Source organism: Bacteroidales bacterium, assembly GCA_031275285.1.
Classification (GTDB): Bacteria; Bacteroidota; Bacteroidia; order Bacteroidales; family UBA4181; genus JAIRLS01.
This window is the reverse complement of record JAISOY010000137.1, coordinates 23,555-36,223: the sequence shown is the minus strand read 5'-3', so window position 1 is coordinate 36,223 and position 12,669 is coordinate 23,555. Positions and strand designations below refer to the sequence as shown.

12 protein-coding genes and 1 tRNA gene are annotated in these 12,669 nt (G+C 38.1%); 3 read left to right on the top strand and 10 right to left on the bottom strand.

Annotation, left to right across the window (positions count from 1 at the left end):
• The 9 genes from LBQ60_14095 to rsgA form a co-directional block, all read right to left on the bottom strand.
• On the bottom strand, positions 1 to 555 hold a 555-nt coding region (locus tag LBQ60_14095; protein MDR2039050.1), incomplete at its 3' end, for a glycine--tRNA ligase.
• A gap of 114 nt (positions 556 to 669) precedes the next feature.
• Complete coding sequence (locus tag LBQ60_14090; protein ID MDR2039049.1) at positions 670 to 1,140, bottom strand: biopolymer transporter ExbD; 471 nt, start codon at positions 1,138 to 1,140, stop codon at positions 670 to 672.
• Between the two features lie 17 nt (positions 1,141 to 1,157).
• Positions 1,158 to 1,742: a biopolymer transporter ExbD gene (locus LBQ60_14085; protein ID MDR2039048.1), complete on the bottom strand. Its 585-nt coding sequence runs from the start codon at positions 1,740 to 1,742 to the stop codon at positions 1,158 to 1,160.
• Positions 1,743 to 1,748: 6 nt separating this feature from the next.
• The gene (locus LBQ60_14080; protein ID MDR2039047.1) at positions 1,749 to 2,063 is read right to left on the bottom strand and encodes a hypothetical protein; all 315 of its coding nucleotides are present in this window, start codon (positions 2,061 to 2,063) and stop codon (positions 1,749 to 1,751) included.
• 8 nt (positions 2,064 to 2,071) lie between these two features.
• Positions 2,072 to 2,806 (bottom strand): MotA/TolQ/ExbB proton channel family protein, encoded by a 735-nt coding sequence (locus tag LBQ60_14075; GenBank protein MDR2039046.1) that lies wholly within the window; start codon positions 2,804 to 2,806, stop codon positions 2,072 to 2,074.
• 55 nt (positions 2,807 to 2,861) lie between these two features.
• Positions 2,862 to 2,949 (bottom strand) — tRNA-Ser (locus tag LBQ60_14070).
• 212 nt (positions 2,950 to 3,161) lie between these two features.
• Positions 3,162 to 3,932, bottom strand: a complete 771-nt coding sequence (locus tag LBQ60_14065) for a TatD family hydrolase (GenBank protein ID MDR2039045.1) — start codon at positions 3,930 to 3,932, stop codon at positions 3,162 to 3,164.
• A gap of 21 nt (positions 3,933 to 3,953) precedes the next feature.
• A complete protein-coding gene (locus LBQ60_14060; protein MDR2039044.1) occupies positions 3,954 to 6,734 on the bottom strand; it encodes a response regulator in 2,781 nt (926 codons plus the stop codon).
• A 34-nt stretch (positions 6,735 to 6,768) separates the two neighbouring features.
• On the bottom strand, positions 6,769 to 7,692 hold the full coding sequence (rsgA, locus tag LBQ60_14055) for a ribosome small subunit-dependent GTPase A (GenBank protein MDR2039043.1): 924 nt from the start codon (positions 7,690 to 7,692) through the stop codon (positions 6,769 to 6,771).
• A 90-nt stretch (positions 7,693 to 7,782) separates the two neighbouring features.
• On the opposite strand from rsgA, the gene LBQ60_14050 reads away from it, so the two are divergent.
• Both LBQ60_14050 and LBQ60_14045 read left to right on the top strand, forming a co-directional pair.
• On the top strand, positions 7,783 to 8,865 hold the full coding sequence (locus LBQ60_14050; protein MDR2039042.1) for a hypothetical protein: 1,083 nt from the start codon (positions 7,783 to 7,785) through the stop codon (positions 8,863 to 8,865).
• Positions 8,831 to 11,113, top strand: a complete 2,283-nt coding sequence (locus LBQ60_14045; GenBank protein MDR2039041.1) for a hypothetical protein — start codon at positions 8,831 to 8,833, stop codon at positions 11,111 to 11,113. The genes LBQ60_14050 and LBQ60_14045 overlap by 35 nt, the downstream gene beginning before the upstream one ends.
• A 4-nt stretch (positions 11,114 to 11,117) precedes the next feature.
• Here the strand turns inward: LBQ60_14045 and LBQ60_14040 are convergent, their stop codons facing one another.
• Complete coding sequence (locus LBQ60_14040) at positions 11,118 to 11,669, bottom strand: hypothetical protein (GenBank protein ID MDR2039040.1); 552 nt, start codon at positions 11,667 to 11,669, stop codon at positions 11,118 to 11,120.
• A 150-nt stretch (positions 11,670 to 11,819) separates the two neighbouring features.
• Between LBQ60_14040 and cdaA the strand changes: the two genes are divergently transcribed.
• The gene (cdaA, locus tag LBQ60_14035; protein MDR2039039.1) at positions 11,820 to 12,605 is read left to right on the top strand and encodes a diadenylate cyclase CdaA; all 786 of its coding nucleotides are present in this window, start codon (positions 11,820 to 11,822) and stop codon (positions 12,603 to 12,605) included.
• The last annotated feature ends 64 nt before the right edge of the window (positions 12,606 to 12,669 follow it).

Sequence of the window (12,669 nt, the reverse complement as noted above, 5' to 3'; positions counted from 1 at the left end):
TGTCCCGGAAATCGGATCTACAATTTCACAATCAATAATGATTTGCTTCAGTTCCTGAAGATCTTCGCTGTTCAATGCCGCATTCATCCGGTCACGGACCTGGTCTGCCTGTTTCTGGTAATCCAGTATACGTTGATTGGTTTGCCTGAACATGGCTTCATCAAATGAATCTCCGAACCGTTTGGCTGCTTTATCGATTTCCTTTTGGATTTTATCTTCAATCTTTTGAATATGTTCCTCTAGCAACACATCCGCACGGTACCGCTTTTTAGAATCCTTATTATCGATGAGTGGATCATTGAAAGCATCCACATGACCGGAAGCTTTCCAGATGGTCGGATGCATGAAGATGGCAGAGTCAATACCGACTACGTTATCATGGAGCAATACCATTGAATCCCACCAGTATTTCTTGATATTATTTTTCAATTCCACCCCTGTCTGTCCGTAATCATATACAGCTCCCAACCCGTCGTATATTTCACTGGATGGGAAAATAAAACCATATTCTTTGCAATGTGCTATGATCTTTTTAAAAACATCTTCTGACGCCATCTATCGATAATATTAAATTGATTTATTTTATCCGCAAAATTAATGTTTTTCCCATAAAAAAGAAAGCCATTGAACGTGTTGTACAATGGCTTTCTTATCATACGTTAAATATCATTAAAACGGATTTCCTTTCACTGTCAGATAACTGATTTTCAAAGCACCGACACGTCTAAGCGCTTGTTTGACATCCGTGACCAAACCCATTTTTACTTTTTCATCCACCCTTAATGCAGTGGTCATTAGTTTTTGGTCATTTTCACTTCTTTGCGCACGTTCACTTGCAATAAAATCCTGAATGTCATCCACACCAGCAAACTTATCATTCAATTGTATACGGGTATTGGTACCAAATAAATTCTGATAAGCCTTTAATGGCGCTCCCATATTGACATAACTGATCAATGATTTGTTATCCAATTTTTTCACTTCTGATGCATGAGGCAATCGTTGTTCCACCATAATGGTAGATTCACGCATACTAGTGGTCACCATGAAGAAAAAGATCAGCATAAAGATAATATCCGGCAATGATGTTGTTGAGATTTCAGGTGTTTCGGTTACTACATCTTTTTTAAATTTTGCCATAACTTGGTATTTTTAATTCACTTTTTTTTGCCCCCAACATCCTTAGGTTCAGCCTCGGAAATAGCCATCGGATACACATTCTTAGAAATGGCATCCTGCTCTTCCTGAGTACATTCATCAAATTCCTTTCCGAATTTCTGTAAACTATATTCATTACGCAATTCATGAATGGCACCGGCCAATTCATTCTGTACCTGGATATAGATCTTATAAGATGTAGCCCGGTCATTCTGTAATGAAACAACAGCTGTTTTATTTACAGTTACCGTACCCAATAACGGTACCTCTTTCTGGATTTTTTCCGGATAACCATCCCCGGTATTGTTAACATTAAAGAAATCCTTTGCCATTTCACGCAATTCGGTAACCTGAGTATACTGGTCCTTTACCAACAAATTATCATTGGCGTTTACAGAAACAACAAAGACGTTCCGTTTATTGATTTCATCTTCATTTTTTTGATCCGTCATGGGTGGCAACTGTCTGATCAATCCAAAATCCGTTCCCATGGTGGTTACCATCAGGAAGAAGATCAACAGGATGAAAGAAATATCAGCCATAGAAGACCCGTTGATCCCAGGCGTTTTCTTTAAATTTGCCATATAATTCTATTTAAAATAACGAGACACAGATGCATAAATGATGGCCCCAATTGATACAAGCAACATCACATAAAATGTGTACAGACTTGCTTCAATCATTTTCATCTCCCCGGCTGTAGCTTTATCGTTAGCGGTTCCATCTGCAATTGCATAACAAACGAGGAACAATACGACCATAGCCAAAACGCCGATCAGCGCTGTTCTTGCCTTTTTCAAATCCTGAAACATATAAATCGCCGGGAATGCAATAGCTGCGAGTGCAGCTACTCCCAATGCAATATATGCCAAAGGAATAACAAATGATACAATAAAATCACTCATAACTATTATTAATTTTTAGCATTGTATTTCACCAAAATATCCATGATTGAAATGGAAGAATCTTCCATGGAATTCACCAAACTGCTGATCTTACTAAGCAGATAGTTATAGAATACCTGAAGGATCATGGCTACGATCAAACCGAATACGGTAGTTAACAAGGCCACTTTCATACCATCAGCCACAATAGTCGGGGAAATATCACCGGCAACTGCGATATCGTCGAATGCCTGGATCATCCCGATAACTGTTCCCAAGAACCCTAATGACGGAGACAACGCGATGAATAACTGGAGCCAGACCATACCGTTTTCCAGCTTACCCATTTGTACACCACCATAAGATACAATCGATTTTTCGACCATATCCACACCTTCATCATAGCGTTCCAAACCCTGGTAAAAAATGCTTGCTACAGGACCCCTTGTATTACGGCAAACTTCTTTTGCTGCTTCAACTCCGCCTGTTTCCAAAGCTTCTTCCACACTTTTCAACAATTTATCAGTGTTTGTCGTAGCCAGGTTCAGGTAAATGATCCTTTCGATGGCAATAGCCAAACCCAGTATCAATACAATAAGTATCGGAGTCATCCAGGTCACACCACCTTCTACAAACTTTTCTTTCAGAACATTATGTAATTCCGAAAGTCCACCTCCTGATGCGGCTGCTTCTTGTGCCAACAAGCTGGATGCATTTACAAGGAACATCCCACAAACAACGATAAATGAGACTAATTTTTTCATGGTTTAAATTCAATTTAGGTTATAACGAATTTGGTTTAATTTAACTAATAATTAGCGGAGAGAAAGGGATTCGAACCCTTGGTACCCTTTTGAGGTACACACACTTTCCAGGCGTGCGCCTTCGACCACTCGGCCACCTCTCCGTTCTGAATTATCACCAATTTTTATCCAGATGTATCATAAATAATTATTGGTTTATTTCAGAGTGCCAAATTACAAATAATTGTTAAATATCATAACTTTATTACAAAGTTATTGTTATTTTTTTCTCGAAAAGGAAATCAAAAAAACACTTCCAATATCATAAGTATCTAGAATCCAAAAGATAACACTTCTGTCAATATTCCCTGATTTATCATCTGTTGATTCCCGGAAAAATACTTGCTGCATTACGATGTGTGGCAGCAGCGACCTCTTCAAATGACATATTTTTTAATTGCGCAATCATTTTTACTATCCCGGATATATAAGCACTTTCATTTCGTTTTCCCCTGTATGGTACCGGCGGCAGATAAGGGGCATCGGTTTCGGTAAGAATATGGTCAATATCGACATGTTGTACGACTTTGGCCATTCCGGCATTCTTATAGGTTACCACACCACCTATTCCCAGGGAGAAACCGAGATCAACCACTTCATCAGCCTGTCGTTCGTTTCCAGGAAAACAATGAAAAACACCGTTTAAAGATCCGTCCTGTTCTTTTTTCAGAATGGAGATGATTTCGTTGTAGGATTTACGGCAATGAATGGAAAGTGGCAGGTTCCGTTTTTTTGCCCACCCGACCTGAATTCGGAAGGCTTCTGCCTGTTGCGCGGCATACTGTTTATCCCAATACAGGTCAATTCCTATCTCACCCACGGCCACTACACTTTCATCATCCAGATAACCGGACATTTTATCAATGTCTTGTTCAAAGTCCGGACCTATAGATGTAGGATGGATACCGACCATTGAAAAACAGTTTGCGGGAAAACGGCGGCACAAATCAAACATGGGCCGGACTGTCTGGAGATCGACATTGGGTAGCAACATATAACCGACTCCTTCATCGATGGCGCGGTTAATTACAGTTTCACGGTCCGCATCAAACTGTTCGTCGTATAAATGTGTATGTGTGTCTATCATCTTTACTTTTATAATTCCGACCTATGAGGTCCATTTGTATAACACTTGCCTGATGTTCTGTACATCGATAGGTTTTTGGATATATCCATCCATCCCATGATCCGCAATGTCTTTGATGTTATCCTTTGTCAACGTTGAAGTCATGGCAACAATAGGGAACTTATAGCCTTCACTGCGTAATTTATCGGCCAAGTCGAACCCGTTTGTCGGAGGAAATTTCAAATCAACAAAAATAATATCATAGATATTCCCATTTAAAAAGGCCTCCAATTCCTGTACATTTTTTGCAAAATCAACATTATATCCCAATTTTCGGAACACAATATTTGCTACAGTCTGACTTAACGAGTTATTTTCAGCAACCAGTATCCGGATATCATTTCTTAACTCATCCTCTTCATCCTGTAAATGAAGTAATTTCGGAAAATTAGCCTTCAAAACCTTCTCAAATCCGTTCAATTCTTCATTTTTACCGAAATAATAGTCTATTTGTAATGATTTTGCTTTAAGATAACTTCCCTGCTGTTCATATGTGTCAACTAAAACATATAAACAGTTTTTTGTAAGATCATTCTCAAAAATTTTCTTTGCTATGGAGAAACTCTTTTTACTATCGGACGCTTCAATAATTACTATTTGGTATCTGTTTTTATCTATAATTAACTTATTGATCAACAAAGGACTTGTTTCAGTATTATAAATAAAAATATCCAGATTTATTTTTTTCCTTTTCAGATAATTGACCTGGTATTGAATACTCTGTCTATCAGATGTTATGATAAGCACATTCAAATTTTCAGGAGAAGCAATGGAAGAATAATCAAGTTGCTTATCATAATCCTGTTCCAGATAACACTGAATGGTAAACAGCACCTGAGTTCCCGGGGCTTCAGGGCGTGAAGCAATCGGAGAAGGGCTGGCCACACGTATGGTACCCCTCATAATCGTAACCAGTTTTTTTACGATGATAGTGCCTAATCCGATAGACTCTCCGTCTTTTTTATCACGAAGATCAATAGAAAATAAATTTTTAAGTTGCTTTTTGGTCATTCCCCGACCGGTATCTTCTACTGAACATTTTATCAATACTTTTCTATCCACAAGGCGGGTTGTCTCTACAGAAATACGCACTTCCCCACTTTCCGTAAACTTAACTGCATTACTCAATAAGTGACCCAGAATCTGCCTGAACCGATGAGGATCTCCTATTACTTTTCGAACGGCTGATGAGGCGATCTGGGTCTGTAACGTAATACTTTTATATTGTGCTTCATGATGGAATTCACCTACTATCTTTTCAATTTCGTCACTTATATCGAATGGCACTTCCTCAAGTTGGATATTTCCCGCTTCGATATCAGCAAAATCCTGTACATCGACAATTATCTCCGACAGGGAATTAACAGAATTTGCAATATAGGAAATAGTTGATTCTTTCGGATATCTTTGAGTTAACAAGACTACAGCATCTTTAATCCTATCGATAGGTCTTTTAAAATCATTACTGATGCGACTCAATAATTCAGATTTAGCGATTTCGGAACGTATGGCTTCTCTCCTGTTTTTCTCAATTTCCGTGACTTCCCAAAATACATCTATGATATATTTAGTGTTATTGACATTGATCTCAATCTGATCTTTGCAGATATGCACTTCGTTACCATTCTTTTCAAAAGAATACAAGTCCCACTTTTGGAATCTTTCTCTTTCGAAAAAACCGGATGGCAGCATTAACTCATCCATAGATCTTCCTATATCATTCGGACCTATATAATCAGATAGCATGTCATATGTAAATTGATTGGTCAGAATGAATCTATTCTGTTTACTGACAATTAGCCCAACAGGTACACTTTGATATGCTGTCTGTAACAATGTTATGATCCTGTCTTTTTCGTCCTTTTCTTTTTCATGGGCATGGAAAATCCGGGATAAAACGGAAATAAGCGTAACCGTTAAAAATAAAAGTAAAACAGAAATAACCAGAAAGGAAGTCAATGACGCATAAGTGATTTTAGAAATATTACAGCTGAGTACCACGCCAAAAAAATGGCCATAATAGGGCAGTGTCTGATAATATGACATTACTTTTCCTGAAAAACCGGTCCCTTCAATTTCTCCTGTTATCCAACCATTTTTATCTTCCCTCATCCCATCGATGATCCTGTCCATATGGGATAATGACCAATTATTTTCAACCGGGAAAGTAATATAATTGTTCAGTCCCAAAATTGTCGTCGGCCATGCTTCAGATTGATCGATGTACCGGTCATACATGAAATGTTGTAATGAATCCATATTCAGGTGAATGGAAACATTTCCGACCAGAACATCATTGGAAAAAACAGGTTGGACAAGTGTATATACATTCTGATTGATCAGGATACTTGTTTCCGGCAATACATCCAACACCACTTTTGATATATATACGTCTTTTATAAATTTACCTTCGTCATCCCGGGAAATATTAAAAACGTCTCCACGATAATCATAGACCGAAATACTTTTAACAAAATATTCATTATTAAGACAAAACTCTTCCAGTTGATTTTCTATCCGGAAATGTATGGTCGGATCAAAAGTAACTGTTCCTGATTCACCAATCAAAGGCCTCACAACGAAAGGTATCTCTCTGGATTTAATACCGATGATGTCTAACTCCGACCGGATATTAGACATATAAGATTCTACTAGTTTTTTCTTGGTATTTAACTGGTTTACATAAGAAAAACGGATATAACAACCTGCCATTAGAATACAGAACAGAGAGATAGCAACAGGTATGATAATTTGTCGTTTCATTTTTCTATAACATTCCTATCTTAAAACTTACTGGTCAACGATATTTATTTTGCGGGTCTTCCATCATATTCACATAACTATTATAACGGCTCGCACTGATTTCACCTTCATCAACTGCATGAATTACCGCACATCCCGGTTCTCCCACATGCAGGCAATTATGAAAAGAACATGCTGAAGAAACTTTGAATATCTCAGGGAAAAAGTGATATAGCTCTTCTTTCCGGATATGCACCAGTCCAAACCCCCTGATACCCGGTGTATCAATAATATATCCTCCTGATTTTAATTCCAGCATCTCCGCAAAAGTTGTGGTGTGCTTACCACTACGATGATATTCTGATATATCACCTATTTTCAAAGATAAGGCAGGATCAACTTTGTTGATCAATGATGATTTTCCCACTCCTGATAATCCTGAAATCACAGATACTTTTCCTTTTAACATTTGGCTAAATTCGTCAATGCCTGTCCCATCCGTTACAGATGTTTTTATGGTCGGGTATCCTATTTTACGATAAATATCTTCAATTTGTTCTATTTGTTTTAACTCCTTTGATGAATAAAGATCAATCTTATTGAAAACCAGGCATACAGGTATCCGATAAGCTTCGGAGGAAACCAGGAACCGGTCAATAAATTCCATAGGAGTTTCGGGCATCCTGAAAGTAATCACTAAAAAAGCATCATCTACATTTGCAGCAATAATATGAGATTGCTTGGACAGATTGGTAGCCCTACGGATAAGATAATTCTTACGCGGTTCAATATCAGATACGGACCACTCTCCCTGATTTCCGGAATCAAGAATTACCCGATCACCCACCACCACCGGATTGGTACTTTTGATCCCTTCTATGCGGAGACGCCCTTTCAACTTAGCCTCAACAAAGACATTATCATCTTTTTTTACGATATACCAACTCCCCGTTGATTTTACTACTACTCCTTTTTCCAAGACTTTTATATTTGACCTTCTAAAGATACGTGAAATTCTAAAATGAACGGTATATAGTTATATATATTGTCATAAACCATGTACATTTGTATGATGAAAAAATATCTTAATTATCTAAGATACAGGATTGATAGAAAATTGATCTTTCGGATCCATTGCTGGTTGATCCTGATTGTTGTACTTGTTAGCATTTCAGGATGTAGAAAGGAAACAAACCTGCAGCAGTCGTTTTATTATTGGAAAACCGTTTTCCGTTTGAATCAGGAGGAGTTACAAGTATTGAAAATTCAACAGATCAAACGATTATATATCCGATATTTTGATGTTGTAATTGATAAAGGCGTGCCCCAGCCCGAATCTACCATCATATTTAAGGACAGTATACCGATAAATATCAAGATCATTCCGGTAATCTTTATCACCAATCAGGTATTGGAAACTTCTACGGATGATCAGATCCCCGTATTGGCTGAAAAAATATACAAAAGAATCAGTTCCATCAATCAGGTACACCATATACCAATAGACGATATTCCCGAAATACAGATGGATTGTGATTGGAATAAGCCCACACGGGAAAAGTATTTTCGCCTATTGGATATCATGCGCCAATATTGCATTGCAGATAATATTCATTTATCGGCAACATTACGGTTACATCAGCTCAAATACCAAAAACGTACCGGAATCCCCCCTGTCGACAGAGCTGTCTTAATGTGTTATAATGTAGGAGATCTGACGGAATACGGCAGTCAAAATTCTATCCTGGATATCCGGGAAGTCAAAAATTACATACAAAATTCCGGGTTATATCCGGTTCCTATAGATATCGCATTTCCTCTTTTCAGCTGGGGGGTTTGTTTCAGGAATAAACAATACAGGGGCCTGATCCGCGGATTAAGTAAAAAAGACATGTCCTTATCCTGTTTTAAAGAGATAGCACCAAACCTATATTATTCCGACAGCACATTTTACATGTATGGTGCTTCCATCATCAAAGGGGATCATATTCGCGTGGAAGAGCCCACATCCGAAGAAATATACCAGTCTGCAAAAATAATTGCCTCCAGGTTGAAAATTTCCGGTCATATAATATGGTATCATCTTGATTCGCTATTTTTGCAAAAATTTACATCTCATGAACTACAAAAAGTTACTGATTTGTTTCATTAGTATTTCGGTGATGTCTGCTATGGCATATCTGATCGCCTGTGTCTGGTCTTCCGAACCTGATGCGCAATATCCCATGTATTTCCGTAATGATATTCCTGAAAAGAACAATTATTATTATAGCTACTTTAATTTTTATGATACTTCTGCAGATCAAGAATCCGATAAAGAACAAAATATTGAGGAATGGAAAAAATACCTGGGTGGAAAATTGCCTGACCAGGATGTCGAACAATTAATCTATGATGTTCCTTTAACCGGATTAAAAGAAATCTACGACAAAGCAAAAAAACATTTATGGACCAAAATAGATAGCAAATGGCTGGATAATTCAATGATGCGGCGGATCGTACTACAACGGAACATGAGCGCATTGGAGTACCTGTTATATGCAAAAGCCTGCGAGCAACAAGCCGGGAAGCGTTCCGAGGATTGGGAATATACCCTATTTGATTCAAATATACAGGACTCGTTGCTTCATCGCGGGATCCAGCTTTATAAAGCATCGAAAACAGAATTCATCCGGTTAAGATATGCATTTCAGATAGTCCGGATGGCTTATTATTGTGGCTATAAAGAAGATTGTGTCAGGTATTACCAGGAAATGATAATGCCCGAAACAAAATCAAATGCCATGGCAAAGTTATGGGCATTGGCCTTTTATGCCGGTGCTACCGAATCAAAAGCTGAAGCCGCCTATTGTTATTCGAGGGTATTCAACAAGTGTCCGAGATACAGTCATGCTGCCATGACCTCCTTCCGGTGGATGATCCATGAAATGGATACATCGTGGATCTCTATATTCTGTAAAAACAATTTTGAAAAAGCTGTAGGACATGCCATGATAGGCTTTACCTGCTTTCAACCGACCCTTGATCCGCTAGAAAAAGTCCATCAGTTTTGTCCGCAAATTCCTTATATTGAAACTTTATTGATACGTGAGATCAATAAAATCGAAGACAGGCTGAATACCGATGATAAAGCATCTGCCCTCCAACATGCAGAAGCATTAAAAGAATTGTCGGTACGTTATGCAGGAATTAAATTGGTACAACATCCGGCGCTCTGGTACGCTGCAGCTGCCTATATGGCTTATTTATCAAAAGAATATGACCAGGCTACCCTGTTGATCGATATTGCCGAACAAGAACAACCTGAACCGAAAATAACGGAACAATTACTGGCCATTCGTTTGTTGATAGACACGGAATCTTCACCTCTTGATTCGATTACAGAAGCCCATATACTTCCATCGATACAATGGATATTGAGTCATTTGCAGGACACTGTTGTCATAGAAGAAAACCATGACTTTTTTGACAGGATGGCTGCCCATTATTTTGCCGAAAAGTTGCCTGAAATATATTTGCGTAACCGCCAACCGGTAAAAGCGGCATTTTGCATCGGAATTGCAGGAACCCATTCAGCATTTGCCAATTACAACTATACTGAATTTGACATAGATGCACTCGATTATCTGGACACACATGCATCCGCCACACAGTTAGATCATTATTTATCCCATCCCCCAATTAATGCATATGATTCCGTTTTGTTCCATTTGAGTGGATTAACCCGCGATGATATCCTTGAACTTTTAGGTACCAAACATTTGCGTTTGTTGGAATTCAAAATTGCAGCTACCTATTTTGAACAACTATCAGGATCTTCTGCTTTTTTCCATCTGACACATCATCCTTTCTCTCCTCTTCCGATTTCATATAAAGAGGATCATGAACCAGGCAATGAGGATCTATTCAGCTCCAAACTAAGTTTTGCAAATGAAATGGCTGAACTACAAGACCGGATACTGCATAGCAAACCATCACCCGATGATCTTTTCCAGTATGCTACCGGTCTGTTTCAAATGTCCTGGTATGGAAATTCATGGCAATTAAGCAATTATTATTGGAGCATACATGAAGCAGATTTCTGGAAAGAAACCACTCCTAACGGTGAGTCTTCTTATTACTATCATACCCAATTTGCCAGGGATTATTTCATCAAAGCTTGTGATCTTTCAAAAGATAAAGAATTCAAAGCAAAATGCTTATTTATGGCTTCCCATTGCTATCAAATGAATTCAAGCAGCATTTATATCTGGGCGGACGGAAAATATACTTTCGGAAGTTATTTTACCAATAACCCTTATTTTGAGCAACTCACTAAAAAGTATAAAAAAACGGATTTTTATAAAGACGCTATAAGGCGTTGTTCGTATTTATCGGACTTTGCCAACATGAAAAAGTAACATGTTACCGGCTGACCTTTACAGAATCTGCCAAAATACTGAAATCAGGAGTTATGTCCACATTACTTTTGTGATCAGCACGGTCAACAATAAAAAACTCGATACGGATCGTATCCATCCCGGCTATAGATGAACCATAGGGAATGGTTAATTTTATATCCATCGTTCCCTTCAGGAATTTATTGTGTGCTTCATCCTTGTTCATTACATCCTCATCATATGGGATCCTTATTGCGTCAGTTGTAATACCCGTTTCATAAACATACGGTTCATAAGTCCCGTCGTCTAGTTTCTTCATCCATGTATAATGTATTTTGCTGACAGTATCACGGGAATTCACGTCACGAACGCCTAAATCCCCATCTCCGTCTATAAAAGAAAAGGAAAGATAAGCGGATTTTATTTTTTCCCCTAACGGATCGGCTCCGTCTATCTTTACTTCCAGTCCTTTAAAATGAATTTCAGGAGTATCCGGATAGGAAGCAGCTTTTTCACATCCCCACATACCACATCCGATGACCAGCATTATAAAAAAAGCGTACGTAAACGTTTTCATGATGCGCTTCATTAGATATCCAATCATAATATTTTTCACTGGACTGACATTCAGGATTTAACATAACTTACAAGAGTACAAATATATAAATTATTTTTTGTTAATTCATTGTGTTTGGCTTACATTTGCATCTTCAGATCAATAAGCCTTATGGTACTGTTGTCATCTTTTCTTTCGCTCCGCATCACAGATGTAATAGATATATTATTTGTCGCATATCTGTTGTATCAGTTGTATATGCTAACTAAAGACTCTGTTGCCATTAATATTTTCATATCTATTTTCGGCATTTTCCTGTTCTGGTTACTGGTCAAGGCCCTGAACATGGAACTTACCGGGGCTATTTTGCAGCAAGTATTCAGTGTTGGGGCTGTTGCACTGGTTGTTTTATTCCAACCCGAAATACGCCGTTTTCTGACCAACCTCGGCACCAAATACAGAAACCGGCGATTCCGGTTTGATAAGCTTTTCGCTTCCGAACCCATACACACGGATGTCAAAATAAAATCCATTGTTCTTGCTTGTATCCATATGAGCGAATCAAAAACAGGAGCACTGATTGTCATTACACGTACAACTTCCCTTAAGATGTACGAGGAGACCGGCGATGTACTGGACGCAAATACATCAAGCCGGTTATTGGAAAATATCTTTTTCAAAAACAGTCCTTTACATGATGGCGCCGTGATTATTGTCAAAGAGAAGATAAGAGCAGCACGTTGCATACTCCCGGTATCTGATAACCGGAATTTACCTGCTAATCTAGGATTACGCCACCGTGCCGCATTGGGAATAACAGAAAATACAGACGCTTTAGCAGTAATTGTTTCAGAAGAAACCGGCAATATATCTATTGCCAATCACGGAATCATTAATGAAAATGTATCAAAAAATGAATTGATGCAAAATTTGGAACGATTATTGACAACTGATTAAATAGATGACCTGTTCAAAACAAGAATAGGAAATACAACATTATAATTATTTTTAACACAATAAA